Annotated in this window: 9 protein-coding genes, 1 tRNA gene and 2 pseudogenes; 5 read left to right on the top strand and 7 right to left on the bottom strand. The window is 61.1% G+C overall.

Translation table 11 applies throughout. The annotated features are described in order from the left end of the window. Positions 1–106: 106 nt before the first annotated feature. Positions 107–679: an RNA polymerase sigma factor gene (locus MKS85_RS26345; protein ID WP_047226755.1), complete on the top strand. Its 573-nt coding sequence runs from the start codon at positions 107–109 to the stop codon at positions 677–679. After that, a complete protein-coding gene (locus MKS85_RS26340; protein ID WP_139048764.1) occupies positions 676–1,296 on the top strand; it encodes a hypothetical protein in 621 nt (206 codons plus the stop codon). The genes MKS85_RS26345 and MKS85_RS26340 overlap by 4 nt, the downstream gene beginning before the upstream one ends. 62 nt (positions 1,297–1,358) lie before the next feature. Here MKS85_RS26340 and MKS85_RS26335 read toward each other — a convergent pair. Further along, positions 1,359–1,435, bottom strand: a tRNA-Arg gene (locus tag MKS85_RS26335). 349 nt (positions 1,436–1,784) lie between these two features. Between MKS85_RS26335 and gabD the strand changes: the two genes are divergently transcribed. The 3 genes from gabD (at position 1,785) to MKS85_RS26320 (ending at position 6,042) form a co-directional block, all read left to right on the top strand. Further along, positions 1,785–3,227 carry an NADP-dependent succinate-semialdehyde dehydrogenase gene (gene gabD / locus MKS85_RS26330; RefSeq protein ID WP_047226757.1) on the top strand — a complete coding sequence of 481 codons (1,443 nt, stop codon included), beginning with the start codon at positions 1,785–1,787 and terminating at the stop codon, positions 3,225–3,227. A 174-nt stretch (positions 3,228–3,401) separates the two neighbouring features. Next, a complete protein-coding gene (gabT, locus tag MKS85_RS26325) occupies positions 3,402–4,682 on the top strand; it encodes a 4-aminobutyrate--2-oxoglutarate transaminase (protein WP_047226758.1) in 1,281 nt (426 codons plus the stop codon). A gap of 148 nt (positions 4,683–4,830) precedes the next feature. Next, positions 4,831–6,042 (top strand): HDOD domain-containing protein, encoded by a 1,212-nt coding sequence (locus MKS85_RS26320; RefSeq protein ID WP_188252439.1) that lies wholly within the window; start codon positions 4,831–4,833, stop codon positions 6,040–6,042. Positions 6,043–6,193: 151 nt separating this feature from the next. Here MKS85_RS26320 and MKS85_RS26315 read toward each other — a convergent pair whose 3' ends face one another. The 6 genes and pseudogenes from MKS85_RS26315 to MKS85_RS26290 form a co-directional block, all read right to left on the bottom strand. Next, positions 6,194–7,183, bottom strand: coding sequence for a sensor domain-containing diguanylate cyclase (locus MKS85_RS26315; RefSeq protein ID WP_047226760.1), 990 nt, complete (start codon positions 7,181–7,183; stop codon positions 6,194–6,196). 376 nt (positions 7,184–7,559) lie between these two features. Then, positions 7,560–7,838: a hypothetical protein gene (locus MKS85_RS26310; RefSeq protein ID WP_188252440.1), complete on the bottom strand. Its 279-nt coding sequence runs from the start codon at positions 7,836–7,838 to the stop codon at positions 7,560–7,562. A 1-nt stretch (position 7,839) separates the two neighbouring features. Next, positions 7,840–12,285 (bottom strand): RHS repeat-associated core domain-containing protein, encoded by a 4,446-nt coding sequence (locus MKS85_RS26305; RefSeq protein ID WP_188252441.1) that lies wholly within the window; start codon positions 12,283–12,285, stop codon positions 7,840–7,842. A 12-nt stretch (positions 12,286–12,297) separates the two neighbouring features. Further along, positions 12,298–12,732, bottom strand: a complete 435-nt coding sequence (locus tag MKS85_RS26300) for a DcrB-related protein (protein ID WP_047226763.1) — start codon at positions 12,730–12,732, stop codon at positions 12,298–12,300. 18 nt (positions 12,733–12,750) lie between these two features. Next, positions 12,751–13,287 (bottom strand): annotated as a pseudogene (locus MKS85_RS26295) (bacteriophage T4 gp5 trimerisation domain-containing protein); the annotation flags it as partial. Positions 13,288–13,316: 29 nt separating this feature from the next. After that, a pseudogene (locus MKS85_RS26290) lies at positions 13,317–14,786 on the bottom strand (type VI secretion system tip protein VgrG); the annotation flags it as partial. Between the last annotated feature and the right edge of the window lie 25 nt (positions 14,787–14,811).

The raw sequence follows: 14,811 nt of genomic DNA, 5'->3' as shown, positions 1-14,811 counted from the left end.
CGATCATTATTGACTGATCCGACGCAATCGCGAGCAGGCTCGCTCCCACGGTATTCTCTTGTCGCCTGCCAGAACTGTGTTAACCGCAAAGGAGTTCGTCACCGACATGCCCGCTCCGCATGATTGTCCCAGCGACGAATCGCTGCTGGCCCGCTACCGCGATGGCGACGGGGCGTGTTTTGAAGTCCTGTACGCCCGCCATCGACAGGGGCTATATCGTTTTCTGGTGTCCTTGAGCAACAAAGCCGAACTGGCCGAGGAAGTCTTCCAGGACACTTGGCTCAGCCTGATCCGCAGCACTACCCAGCCACAAGGACGGGCGAGTTTTCGTACATGGTTGTTCCAGATTGCCCGCAACCGCTTGATTGATCACTGGCGCAAACACGGTGTCCGCAACCCGCTGCACGACAGTTACGACGAACAGGTTCATGTCCAGCCCGACGACACCAGCAACCCCGAACAGCAGTTGAGCCTGAGTCGCGATCAGGCCCGCCTGGACGCCGCGTTGCAAGCCTTGCCCGAAGACCAGCGGGAAGTCTTCCTGCTGCGACTGCACGGCGACCTGGAGCTGCCGCAGATCGCCGCCCTGACCGGCGCCCCGCTGGAAACGGTAAAAAGCCGCTTGCGTTACGCCCAGCAAAAATTGCATCGACTGCTGGCCGAGGAGGTACCCGCATGATTGATTCCAAACACACCCCGAAGCCCGATGACGAAATGCTGATCGAGCATTTCCGTCAACACGCCAGCGGCGAACCGCCCGTGTCCCTGGACGCTTTCATCCTGGCTGCCGCCCGTCGCGAAGCCCCGACGCCTACGCCCAGTCTGTGGAAACGCTGGCTACAGGCCTGCCAACGGCCGCGCTGGCAGATGGCATTCGCCACGGTCGCCGGTGTCGCGTTGATGATCGGTCTGGTGGTTCGCTTGCCAGTACCTCAGAGCGACCTGTCTGCGCCAGCTCCGATGGAGTTTTCCGCCAATCGACAGGAGTCCGCCGTCGCCGCCGCACCGCCGCCCGCCATGTCCGCTCCCGCGCCGATAGCCCGCATGGCAGCACCCCAGGGCGAAATCGCTCAAGCCCCGGCAAGCGCTGACCACGCCTTGGCGGAAAAGCCTGCGGCGAAAATGAGCAAATCGGCGCCCGCTGCACGGCCGTCGCTGGAGCAGGAACTGCTGGAAATCCTGCGCTTGCGCGAGGCGGGTGAGGACAAGGCTGCTGATGAAAAGCTGCTGGCGTTGCATCAGCGCTTTCCCGAGGAGGACTTGCCGGCGCGGTTGGAGGCGTTGCGCAAGCGTTGAGTGAAATCAGCGTCCACAAAAAAGCCCCAGGTCGCAAGACCTGGGGCTTTTGATTCTGCAGATGGTGCACCAGGCGGGATTCGAACCCACGACCCCTGCCTTCGGAGGGCAGTACTCTATCCAGCTGAGCTACTGGTGCGACGCGGGCGCCATGATACTCATATGCAATGCGGGCGTCCATGCTGCTGATTTGCCGGTGTTTTCATAAGCATAGGCGGGCATGGGCTACGCTGATCAGAAAAAGCAGGCAAATTCAGGTTTTTCGTTCTTTTTTTCGAACAGCCTATTGTCCTTCCCCCCCATCGGCCCTAGGATTCGTTTGAGATTTCAAACGCTCTTGTCTGGGTGCTGAACCGCACGTCTGTGCTTATGTGCGTTATTTCTGTGCTTCAGCCCGGTGGATGATTTCCCTGACGGCAGCCCTTGGGGCGCCTTTCTACAAATCTAATTCGCTCCGCGTGCGCGCGGTGCTGTTAAGGAAAGCCGACATGCAGCTTAAAGACACCCAGTTGTTCCGCCAGCAAGCCTTTATCGATGGCGCTTGGGTCGACGCGGACAATGGTCAGACGATCAAGGTTACCAACCCGGCAACGGGTGAAGTGCTGGGCACGGTGCCGAAGATGGGCGCTGCCGAAACCCGGCGGGCGATTGAAGCCGCCGACAAGGCGTTGCCGGCCTGGCGCGCCCTCACCGCCAAAGAGCGCGCCAACAAGCTGCGCCGCTGGTACGAATTGCTGATCGAAAACCAGGACGACCTCGGCCGCCTGATGACGATGGAACAAGGCAAGCCGCTTGCCGAAGCCAAGGGCGAAATTGTTTACGCCGCCTCGTTTATCGAATGGTTCGCCGAAGAAGCCAAGCGCATCTACGGTGATGTGATTCCTGGCCACCAGCCCGACAAGCGCCTGATCGTGATCAAGCAGCCAATCGGTGTGACTGCTGCCATTACCCCATGGAATTTCCCGGCTGCGATGATCACCCGCAAGGCCGGCCCGGCTCTGGCCGCGGGCTGCACCATGGTCATCAAGCCGGCTTCGCAAACCCCGTTCTCGGCGCTGGCGCTGGTTGAGCTGGCCCACCGTGCCGGCATCCCGCAGGGCGTGCTGAGCGTGGTTACCGGCAGTGCCGGCGACATCGGCGGCGAGCTGACCAGCAATCCGATCGTGCGCAAGCTGTCGTTCACCGGCTCGACCGAAATCGGTCGTCAGTTGATGGCCGAATGTGCCAAGGACATCAAGAAAGTCTCCCTGGAACTGGGCGGCAACGCGCCGTTCATCGTGTTCGACGACGCGGACCTGGATAAGGCCGTCGAAGGCGCAATCATTTCCAAATACCGCAACAACGGTCAGACCTGCGTCTGCGCCAACCGTCTGTACATCCAGGATTCGGTGTACGACGCCTTCGCTGAAAAACTCAAAGTGGCAGTCGCCAAGCTCAAGATCGGCAATGGTCTGGAAGATGGCACCACCACCGGTCCCTTGATCGACGGCAAGGCAGTTGCCAAGGTGCAAGAGCACATCGCTGATGCGGTCAGCAAAGGCGCGACCGTGCTGGCTGGCGGCAAGGCCATGGAAGGCAACTTCTTCGAGCCGACTATCCTGACCAACGTACCCTCGAGTGCCGCCGTGGCGAAGGAAGAGACCTTCGGCCCGTTGGCGCCGCTGTTCCGCTTCAAAGACGAAGCCGAAGTGATCGCGATGTCCAACGACACCGAGTTCGGCCTGGCCTCGTACTTCTATGCCCGCGACCTGGGCCGTGTGTTCCGCGTGGCCGAAGCCCTGGAATACGGCATGGTTGGCGTCAACACCGGGTTGATCTCCAACGAGGTCGCGCCGTTCGGCGGCATCAAGGCCTCCGGCCTGGGCCGTGAAGGCTCCAAGTACGGCATCGAGGATTACCTGGAAATCAAATACCTCTGCCTCGGTATCTGATCCTGCTGCAAGCGCAAAGGGCACGAGAGCGCTGTCCCTGTGCGCGTTTTACCCGTTCTGTTTCTTGTGGCCGGAACGCTGTGACAGTCGATCATCGCATGCTGTCGCAGTTGCCTCCGTCCATGTACGCCTTGACCCACGCCGACCGATGAGCGGCGAATGAGGACATATTCAATGAGCAACAAGACCAACGCTTCCCTGATGAAACGCCGCGAAGCCGCTGTACCACGCGGTGTTGGCCAGATTCACCCGATCTTCGCCGAATCGGCGAAGAATGCCACGGTAACCGACGTTGAAGGCCGTGAATTCATCGACTTCGCGGGCGGTATCGCGGTGCTGAACACCGGCCACGTACATCCGAAAATCATCGCCGCCGTGACCGAACAGCTGAACAAGCTGACCCACACTTGCTTCCAGGTGCTGGCTTACGAGCCGTATGTGGAGCTGTGCGAAAAAATCAACGCGAAGGTGCCGGGTGATTTCGCCAAGAAAACCCTGCTGGTGACCACCGGTTCCGAAGCGGTGGAGAACGCGGTAAAAATCGCTCGCGCCGCCACGGGTCGCGCGGGTGTCATCGCTTTTACCGGCGCCTACCACGGCCGCACCATGATGACCCTGGGCCTGACCGGTAAAGTCGTGCCGTATTCGGCCGGCATGGGCCTGATGCCCGGCGGCATCTTCCGCGCGCTGTACCCGAACGAACTGCATGGCGTGAGCATCGACGACTCCATCGCCAGCATCGAGCGCATCTTCAAGAACGACGCCGAACCCCGTGACATCGCGGCAATCATCATCGAGCCGGTACAGGGCGAGGGTGGTTTCTACGTGGCGCCCAAGGAATTCATGAAGCGCCTGCGCGCCCTCTGCGATCAGCACGGCATTCTGCTGATCGCTGACGAAGTACAGACCGGCGCCGGTCGGACTGGCACCTTCTTCGCCATGGAGCAGATGGGTGTTGCCGCCGACCTGACGACTTTCGCCAAATCCATCGCCGGCGGTTTCCCGTTGGCCGGTGTCTGCGGTAAGGCCGAGTACATGGACGCTATTGCCCCTGGTGGCCTGGGTGGCACCTACGCCGGCAGCCCGATTGCCTGCGCTGCTGCGCTGGCGGTGATGGAGGTGTTTGAAGAAGAGCACTTGCTGGATCGCTGCAAGGCGGTGGGCGAGCGTCTGGTGACTGGCCTCAAGGCCATCCAGAAGAAATACCCGGTCATCGGCGAAGTCCGTGCCCTGGGTGCGATGATCGCCGTGGAGTTGTTCGAAAATGGCGATACCCACAAGCCGAACGCGGCGGCTGTGGCTCAGGTTGTCGCCAAGGCTCGCGACAAGGGCTTGATCCTGCTGTCCTGCGGCACCTACGGCAACGTCCTGCGGGTGCTGGTACCGCTGACCTCGCCAGACGAGCAATTGGACAAAGGCTTGGCAATCATCGAAGAGTGCTTCTCCGAGCTCTGATTTTACGAGCCCTGAGCTGTGCGCTAACCCACAAAAAACCCGCTTAGCAGCGGGTTTTTTCATATTCGGGAACATATTCCCAAGGGTAGAGCTGTCTGCAACGGCCACCATTGGCTAAGGTGCAAGTATTGCGAGGGAGCGATGCTGCATGACCGCCGTGGACTTACCCGCTGTACCCCGTGTGTTGATCGCCGAGGCCGATCCGGTGTCTCGGGAGCTGCTTGAGCAGGTGTTATCGGGCATACGCTGCGATGCCCAGGTGGATACGTGCGGCGAGGGCCAGCAGGCCCTGAATCTGCTTGCGCACAACGCCTATGACCTGGTGATCGCCGATTGGGAATTGCCGGGCGTCGATGGCCTGAGCATCCTGCGGGGCCTTCGCCAGCAGCATCGAAAACCGGTGTTGCCGTTCATTCTCATGAGCCGGCGCAACGATAGCGCCAGCGTACGTGAGGTCTTGCCGCTGGCGCCAGCGGCCTATCTGACCAAACCCTTGAACCGGGAAGACCTGACCCAGCGTTTGCAGGGGCTGCTGTTGAGCAGCACCGAGGATTACTCCACCGACGTGTCAGCCCCGGAGCAGACCCTGACAACCTTTCTGGAGCGTCGACGTGATTCGTCCGAAGGCGCGCCGTTGATGACCGATGTGCAAGTGGCAGTCAAGCGCAGCCTCAACCCCGGCGGTCTGGATCTGAAACTGCTGGAAGAAGAAATCCGCACCGACCCGCAAATTACCGCCGTGCTGATTGCTGCGGCCAACAGCGCTGCGCAGCATCAGGGCGGCGGCCTGGTGCAGACGGTCGCGCAGTCGCTGCATCAGCTTGGTACCGGGCAGAGCATGAACCTGATTCTGGGGCTGACCCTCAAGCGCTGTGCGCGACTCAGTGTCCCGTGCCTGGCAGACTATGCCGAGCGTTACTGGGAGTTGTCGCTGCACACCGGTGAGTACGCCCGGATGCTGGCGCGGCTGCTGGATCTGGAGCAGGAGCGCTGCTATTGCGCCGGGTTGTTGCATCGCTTGGGGGACTTGGCGTTGTTGCGATGCCTGGAAGAATGGACGCAGGCCGGCGGCGAGCTCGACGAATCGGAGGAGGTGGGCAATTTGCTCGATCAGTTCGGTGCCAGCTTCGGTTCCGCGCTGCGCACCCGCTGGCGTCTGCCGCTGGAGCTGCGGGAGTTGATTGCGGCGGCCTATGGCCTGGGCGGCGGGGTTTACTCCCGCGAGGCACTGGTGATGAATATGGCGGCGCAAATGGCCCATCTGACCGAGCATGAAGGGCTGGAAGAGCTGGCCCGTGGGCGCACGGCGCGTTTGCTGAAGATCGGATTGCCGGAGTTGATGCGATTGCGCCGCAAGTAAGGCCGCTGACCAACCCTGTGGGAGCGAGCCTGCTCGCGATGAGGGGTGTGCCATTCACCGATGCGCTGGCTGTCAGTCTGCCATCGCGAGCAGGCTCGCTCCCACAGGGGGTATGACTGGAGTTTTGCTGACGCCTTGGCCACGAGATTGCTCAAGCCGCAATGATGCGATTTTTCCCCTGGCGCTTGGCTTCGTACATGGCCGCATCGGCGCGGGAGAACAGGGTGTCGAGGCTCTGATCTTCGGCGGTAAGGCTGGTCAAGCCTTGGCTGACGGTGATGCCGAAGCCTTTCTCCCCGCTGCGGAAAGCCAGGCGCTGAATCTCGCGCTGCAGACGCTCGGCGACTTGCAGTGCCATGTCCGGGGCACAGCCAGGGAACACCGCGGCGAATTCTTCACCACCGATTCGTCCAAACAGATCACCGCGTCTGAGAACGGAACGTCCGCTTTCGGCGATTTTCTGCAGCACGTTATCGCCTTCCTGATGACCGTAGGTGTCGTTGATCACTTTGAAATCATCGATGTCCAGCAACAGGAACGCCATGGGTGTGCCCTGCAGTCGTGCCTGCTCGAATTCACGGTGAGCGCATTCGAAGAAGTGGCGGCGATTGCTGCTCTGGGTCAGCACGTCGGTGGTTGCCAGTCGTTGCAGTTCGCTTTCCAGCAGCTTCTTTTCAGTGATGTCTTCGGCAATGCCCACCACGATCACCGGTTGCCCCGACTCAGCCTTACGGTTGATGAAGCATTTGTCGCTCAGCCAGCGGATCTGGCCATTGGCAGCGATGATGCGGTACTCACGATCCTCCACGGCACCTTTGACCAGCACTTCGGCCAGGCTGCGCTCAGCGTATTCGAGGTCGTCGGGGTAGATTGCGTCGCGCCATTCATTGAAATCAGCCAGCACCAGACCTGCCGGCCGACCGAAGATTCGTTCATAGGCGGGGCTGACATACAGGACCTGTCGGGTTTCCCAGTTGAACGCCCAGAGCACCGCGTTGACGCTGACCAGCAATGAGCTGAATAGCTGCTCACGCTCGCTCAGGCGCGCGACTTCGCCCTGGGCGTGCATCAGCGCCATGAGCGTCTGGGCCGCTTCGGGCCAGTGAGGTTGGGACGAATCCTGTAGGTTCTTGTCGACCATCGGCACAAATCTCAAAGAACGTGCACTGCTGTGGATTGGCACGCGCTTGCTCCAAAGCCCGCCAGTATGGCGAAGTGCTCTTTGAGATAAGGGATTCGGGGCGAAGTTCCTTTTCAGGCGACGAAGGGCGGGGTGCAGTGTCGGAGTTGCCGAAGGCTGCGATCTTTTGATCCTGATCTTTCGTTCACCTGGATGCGCCACCAGCGATCAAGACCACGGCGCAGGTTTGTTGCTGCCGGGTTGCCGTGAAGGCAACGAACTCTTGTTTCAGACTCATGGCGTCTCTCGTAGGCCAAAGCATGAGGGCTTTCCGGCGAAATTCTTAGGGGGGTAGAGGCCATCGCGGGGTGACGTTCTCCAACACGCTACTGGCGTATCAGGGCATGCTCATCAAGGCCATTCTCAGACGCTTGATCAGTTTCGGGGTCTTGAGACAATCGGCCGGGCGTTTGTTACCCAGGGCGGGCACGGTCTGTTCCAGCCACCAGAACCCTTCCTTGAGCCCCCTTTTTCCGTAGAGCACCACTGCCATGTCGAGGTTGTCATCCATGGCCTTGGCCAGCATGCGGGCGTTGTCGTCGAGGTAGTCCTCTTCGTACAACCGCACGAAACTTTGCCAATCGGCATCGCCGACGTATTCGTCTTCCAGTCCCATTTTAAAAACCTGCAAAGGAAATCAAGTTGCTGCCGGTCGGGTTTCGCGCCGACGGTGCCAGGATCCCATCATAACCATTGGCCTTGGCCCAGGCGCCTATTTGATGAGTCTGGGTGTATTTGTTGCCGGTAATGCTCTTTAGCGAAACCCCCAGTTGTTTACGCACATCAGCCCGGGTCAGATCCAGAACGTTGTTGAGTTGCACTTTCTTGCTTACCAACACCCGGGTGGAAAGGTCCACACCCCAGTGGTTGACCTCGCCCATGGCGGTCTTGCGTGAGTTGGCGCCATAGACACCACCCAGTCCGGGGGCGGTGTAACGGTGTCTGGAGGCAACGTTCCACTTGTGCGCCGTCCAGGTTGTGCTGATCCGTCCTGGCTCTTCAAAGCGATAAACCGTCCGGTTGACCTTGCGGCCCTTAGGTGGCGTCGAGCACTTCATCAGACCCGAGGGGTCGATCCAGCTCACCGGGTTTGGCGCGTACTGGTAGAGGTTCAGCCCACCGGCCAAACCGATGGGGTCCGGTGTGGTAAAGCGACCGATGTCCGGGTCGTAGAAGCGCAAGGTGTTGTAGTGCAGCCCGGTTTCCCGGTCCAGGTATTGGCCCTGGAAACGCAGGTTCTGCTCTTCGATGTAATACGGTTCGCGTAGCTCTTCTACGGTGTTGCCCCACACCTGGTAACGGGCCCGCCAAAGCGTGTGCCCGTCGGCTTCCGAGAGTTGTTCGGGCAGGCCGTTGGAGTCGTTGTGGTAGTAACGGATTTTCTGGTGTTCACCCAGGCCGTCGACCCTTGCCAACGGTTCGTGGCTGTCGTCGGCGTAGATGTACAGGCTGGTCTGGTTGTCGCGGTGTTCCTGCAACAGTTGCAGTGCATCCCAGGTGAAGCGGGTGCGGCTAAGCAGGGTGGCATGGCGGTCGTATTCGGCTTTTTCGATGCGCCGGCCCAGCGGGTCGTAGGTCATTTTCACGACCGAGCCGTTATCGTTTCTAACCTCCACCAAACGCTGTTCGGCGTCGTAGCGCATGCGCTGGACACCCCGCCGGGCGCTGCGCTTTTCCACCATGCGGCCGAAGCCGTCATAGCGGTAGCGCTTGTCCTGATAGGTCAGCAAACGGTTATGAGCGACCCGTTCGGTGCCCAGGCTATCGAGCAAGTTGGCGGCCGGATCATAGGCGAAGCCTTCACGCTGGCCCTGGAGATTGTCCTGGCTGGCGAGAATGCGTCCGGTGGCGTCGTAGTGCAGCAGATGGCGATGAGGGGCGTCAGGCTGGCTGTCGAAGCGTTCTACCAGTTGATCACTGCTGTCATAGCCGAACAGTGATTGCGCCGCCGGTGGTAACAGCGCGGACTGGCCCTGTTGCCGACGTTGGCGTGCGCGCAGGCGACCGCTGCGGTCGTATTCGCTGCGGGTGCTGAGGCGCCCTTGGGTGCGCAGCACTTCACGGTGCAGGCGGTCGCGTTCAAAGTCGCTGATGACCTGGCCGTCAAGGTTGATCTGGTGCAGGTGGCCGCTGCCGTAATGCAGTCGGTTTAGCCAGCGACCATCGGGGAGCAGCGTCTGGGTCAGATTGCCCAGCTCATCGTAGCGATGCTCCAGGCGTCCGGCCCAGCCTTGCTCGGCGATCAGTTGCCCAAGAGCGTCGTAGTTCAAGCCGATGCTTTGCTGCTCACCGGTAAGCGCGGTGAAGGTGATGGTGTTGACCTGATCGAGCGCGTCATAGCAGTACTCGGTGCGCCCGTCTGTGGTGACTTTGGCCACCAGCCGACCCATTGCGTCGCGCTCCAGCTCATGGGTGATCGATGCTTGCGGCGCGAGGTCCAGGTCGGTGCTGCCCGCAACCGCGAGCGCTTCCATGCGGGTGACGTTGTCCAGCGGGTCGTAGGCGTAGCGTTTGAGGCTGCCGTCCAGGCTGTGCTGGGCGGTCAAACGGTCGCCAGCGTCCCAGGCAAACCGGTAGCATTCACCGTTTTCGTTGGTCAGCGCCAGCAGGCGGCCGTAGTTGTCGTAGCTCAGCTCTACCCGTCGACCATGCGCGTCGGTACGCACGCGCAGTTGCCCATTGAGGGTGTGCTGGAAATGCGTAGTGTGCCCGGCGGGGTCGCTGTAGCCGATCAACTGGCCGCTCGCATCGCGCTGATATTGCTCGGTACGTCCGTCCGGTAATTGCTTGGTCAGCAGCCTGCCTTGGTCGTCATAGCTGAAAAGCGTCCGTTCCCCCAGTGCGTCGGTGCTGCTGAGCAACGTCCCGCGCTCGCAATAACTGAACCGTGTGGTGTAGCCGGAACAATCAGTGTGCTCGCTGAGCTGGCCAAGGGGCGTCCAACGCATGGTTTTGCGTTTGCCGATGGCGTCGACAACTTCCACCACCTGACCGTGGGCGTCATGACGATAGCGGGTGACGTTGCCCAACGGATCGGTTTCGCGAATGCGGTTGCCACGCGAGTCATAGCGGTACTGCCAGGTATTGCCCGCGGCATCGGTTTCGGTCAGGGGCAGCGCCCAGTGTTCGAGCCACAGTGTTGACTCACTGCGTCCGAGTGGGTCAGACGTCTGGCAAAGGTTACCCGCCTCGTCATAACTGAATTGATGTTGTCCGCCGTTGGGGGCCGTTGCCGCCACCAACTGGCTTTCGTCGTTCCACTGGAAGACCCAGGTACGGTCCAGGGCATCGGTGGCTTCGGTGATCTGATACCGCCTATCCCAGCGACGGGTGCTGATGCGATTCAAACCGTCGGTGATGCGCGTAGTCCCGGCAGCCAGGTCGTAGTCAAAGGCGTAAGTGTCGCCCGCGTCGGTCCAGTGGCGAACAACCCGCCATTCTCGCTTTTCGATTAAGGCCCATTCGTAAAAGCAGCGCAGCCCGGTGGGCAGTTGGTGCTCAACCATGCGCCGTCCGGCATCGTAGGCGTAGCGGCGTTTCACGTGACCGTTGGATTGACGGACCTCGGTCAGATCACCCTGGGCGTCGTAATCGTAGTGCATCAGCACTTCACGGCGTTGATCAGCGTAAAGCCGGTCTATCCGGCTGACCCGTTGCGGCCAGCGTTTGTGGTACGCCAGCGCGATGCTGGTCAGGTCAAAGGTGTCTCGCAGCTGTACCAACCGACCTGTGTCGTCGTAGTCGAGGTAGATGCGGTTGTCATTGCGGTCGCCCAACTGACTCAGGCGCAGCAGCGATGCACGGCCCGGGGTGGGTTCGAACAGCCGGTACAGGCCGTCTGAGCTGTCGATCAGCAATTGGCCATTGGCATGCCGTCGTACGCTGAGCCCTTCACCGGGACTGAACACGGCGCCGCCCAGAGGGATGGAACCCATGTCGATGCGCCGGCCCTGTTCATCGGTGTAGACCAGCGTTTCACCGCCCTCGGGGTGAGGCAGGATCTCGACGCGCACCTCGTAGGCCACGCTCCAGCCCGCACCGAACATACCTTCGCGGCGCTCGTCGCGGCTGTTGTAGAAGCGTTGCCAGTCGATTGACAAGATGCCGGGCAGGACGAAGTCCATCTCCTCTACATCGCCCAGAACTTTGGCCCCGGTAGCGGCATGCACCGGGTTCGACGAACCCATAGTAGCGTTGGCCGCGGCGCCCATCGCGCTGCTGACCGCCATCGACGCCGCACCGCCCACCAGCATGCACGGCAGGTTACTCAGGAACTTGCCTTTGCCGCCCTTGAGCATCAGCAGCGCGGTGACTGCCAGACCGACGCCCGGAGTCTTGCCGCTGCGAATCTCGCGCACCACCACCGAGCCGCCGCCAATGGTGACATCGGGTGAAATCAGCCCGGATGACACGACCTTGGCATCGCAGGTGCTGCGGTCGCCGCTGCGCACTGCTGGCTGGCCGTTGATGGTGACTTTGTCCGACCCTTCGGCCAAAAACTGCGGCGGCATCGGCGGATGTTTCATGCACGCGATCATGTCCAGCGGCTTGGGTACGGCGCCGGGCGCGGGTGTTGCAACAGTGGGGCGCCACATCTGCGAGAAAAAGTTCTCGGCCATGTCCAGATAGCTGGGCTCGGCTTGCGGCTCAGGTGCCTCAAGCTCGGTGCCTGCTGGTGCGACATGGGATTGAATCGCCCCAGCGGCGCGAGCGGCTGGGATGTTGTTGGTCAGGGTGTTGGTTGAGCCGGTGAGGATGTTCGCTTGCACCGTGGGCGGGAACAGCGCGTTGCCAATGCCTTCGCAGATATTGCTCAGCCCTTCGTCGGCCCCAGTCTTGCTCATGGCAAGGCCAACGACGGCGCCCACCACGGCGCCGAGCAGGAAGCAACCTAACCCGCCTGTGGCGACTGTGATGCCCGTAGCCGCCACTACCGCAGCCGTCGCTAGGGCGGTAATCGCAATGTTGGCTGCTACCTCCAGCACGCCTCCAAGAATGTCAGCCATCATTGAGGTGTGGTCCAGCGCATCGCCCAGCCGGGCGGCCCAGAGAGCGTCAGACATGCAGTTCGCTCATCAAGCCGGAACGTCAAACAACAACGAACCCTTGATCGTCGCCCAATGCGCTGCTTCAGCATCACCGAGCTTCTCGGCTTTCACATAGCTCAAGGCAAGCATCTTGCGCGTGCCGGGCAGTACCAGGGCGAGCTGAAACTGGAAGACCTTTTCGTTGCCCTTGTTGAACTGGCTGCGCAGCTCGATGCCTTCGACTTCCTGATTGGCGCCCAGGCGCACGGCGACGCCCGGTTGAGCGCGCAGGTCCTGGACCTGTTTTTCCAGGCGTTTGAGCTGCTCGTCGAGGTTGCTCTGCAGGGTTTCGCCGTCGGCCAGCAAGCTGCGGCTGACGATCAAGGAGGTGCCCAGTTCAGGGAACTTGAGGATGTTGATCGTTGCATCCAGCAACTCGCTGGGCGGCAGCTGGAACTGAAATTCATTGATGCGGTAAGTCATGGCGCATAAATCTCGAGGTTAACCCTTGGGGAACGCGGCAGCGATATTGGCGTCGATGCTGGCCTTGACGCCCTGGCCGTCGGGCGTGGCACCGGGACCGCCGCCGTTGTTCAGGTGCAGCACGCCGCCGGTGTTGAATTCGGCATCGCCGCTGGCATAGAAGCTGATTTGCACGCCGGTCAAATTGATCTGACCGCTGGCGTTGAGCTCCAGAATGCTTTCGCCGCAGACCAGGCGCAGGTTCTCGCCCACTTCAATGACGTAGCTCTGGCTGATGCTGTCGGTCTTGCGCAGGCCCACCGACAGGATGTCTTCCTGCTTGACGATGCGCAGGCGGTTATTGCCGATGGTCACCGTCTCGTTGTGGCCGATGCTCTTGTTGCGGTCGTGGCCCACGCAATGGCTTTCATCCACCTCCACCACAATGTCCTGGTTGCGCTCGGCATGGATGTACAACTGCTCGGCGCCTTTTTTGTCTTCCATGCGGATTTCGTTGAAATTCGCTGGCGTGCCGCCCTTGCTCGAACGGCTTTTCATGCCGCTCTGGGTGGCGTTTGCGGGCAGGTCATAANTTTTTTGTCTTCCATGCGGATTTCGTTGAAATTCGCTGGCGTGCCGCCCTTGCTCGAACGGCTTTTCATGCCGCTCTGGGTGGCGTTTGCGGGCAGGTCATAAGGCACGGTCTGTTCGGCGTTGTAGACGCGACCGGTGATGATCGGCCGGTCGGGGTCGCCTTCGAGGAAGCTGACAATCACTTCCTGGCCAATGCGCGGGATCTGCATCGAGCCCCAGTTTTTCCCGGCCCAGGACTGTGACACGCGAATCCAGCACGAGCTGTTTTCGTTGGACTGGTCGTGACGGTCCCAGTAGAAATGCACCTTCACCCGGCCGAACTGATCGGTCCAGATTTCCTCGCCCTTGGGGCCGACCACCAACGCGGTCTGCGGGCCTTTGACGATGGGGCGATGGGTTGTGGGCAGCGGCCGGTAGCTTTGTTGGGCGACGATGCAGGTCAGGTTGCTTTCGAACTGGGCCGAAGGTGCGCCGCCGCCGGTTTCACCGCTTTCCTGGGACACGTAATAGCGGGCGCCGACGATCAGGTATTCGCGGTTCTGGTCCTGGCGGGTGAAGCCGGTGAGGCTGAACAGGTGGCCCGAGCCCAGGCCGCGAGCGTTGCCGGCCAGCTCCACTTGCTCGTGCAGGGTCTGCAAGGCTTCGATGCGGGTGCGGGCGTAGTGTTCGCCGTCTTGGCTCTGCACGTAGGTGCCGGGGTAGTCGTACAGCGGATAGTCGCCGGCGGTGTGCGGGCGCGGCATGGCCGAACGCACATCAATGCGCGCGCTGGGGCGCTGGAAGTCGTAGTCGTTGAGTTCCAGCGAGCCGGGCTGCACTTCCTGGGCCAGGTGCCAGTCGTGGATATGGTCGCGCTCGCGCTGCTGTTCGTTCTTGGGGTAGTAGGGCACCGAGCCGTAGCCGGGCACCGTGGTATGGGCGCCATAGGCGTCGGCCAGCACCAATACATGACGGCCCTGTTCGTGGCGGAAGAAGTAGTAGATCCCTTCCTGTTCCATCAGGCGGCTGACGAAATCGAAGCTGGTTTCGCGATACTGCACGCAGTATTCCCACTCGCGATAGGGGCGGCTGAGGGCGTCTTCGAAGTCGGAGAAACCCAGGTCGCGAAACACCTGCTTGATGATCTGCGGGATGGTCAGGTTCTGGAAAATCCGGCAATCGGAGGTACGGGTCAGCAGCCATAGCCAGGGCCGCAAGGTCGCCTGGTAACTGGCGAACTGTCCCTGGTCAACGTTCTGGCTGAAGCGCGAAACGATGCCGTGGAAATGCCGCTCGCCGCCGCCGTCCAGTTGCAGGCTCACGCACATGGGTTTGCCGAGCACCTGGTTGAGGTCGATGGCGTTGTCCAGCGAGTGCAACTGCAACTCGTAGTTGAACAGCCGCCCCAGCTCTTCGCCGCCGCCCATGTCCTTGAGCAACAGCACCTCAGGTCCCAGGGGGCTGGTGATTTTGGCCAGGCGTGAGGCTTGGTTGAATAACATCGAGTGTCCCGTGCAAGTTGTAATA

Origin of the sequence: Pseudomonas sp. JL2, assembly GCF_031570495.1 — a bacterium.
Lineage (GTDB): Bacteria > Pseudomonadota > Gammaproteobacteria > Pseudomonadales > Pseudomonadaceae > Aquipseudomonas > Aquipseudomonas rhizophila.
This window is presented reverse-complemented; position numbering and strand designations above follow the sequence as displayed.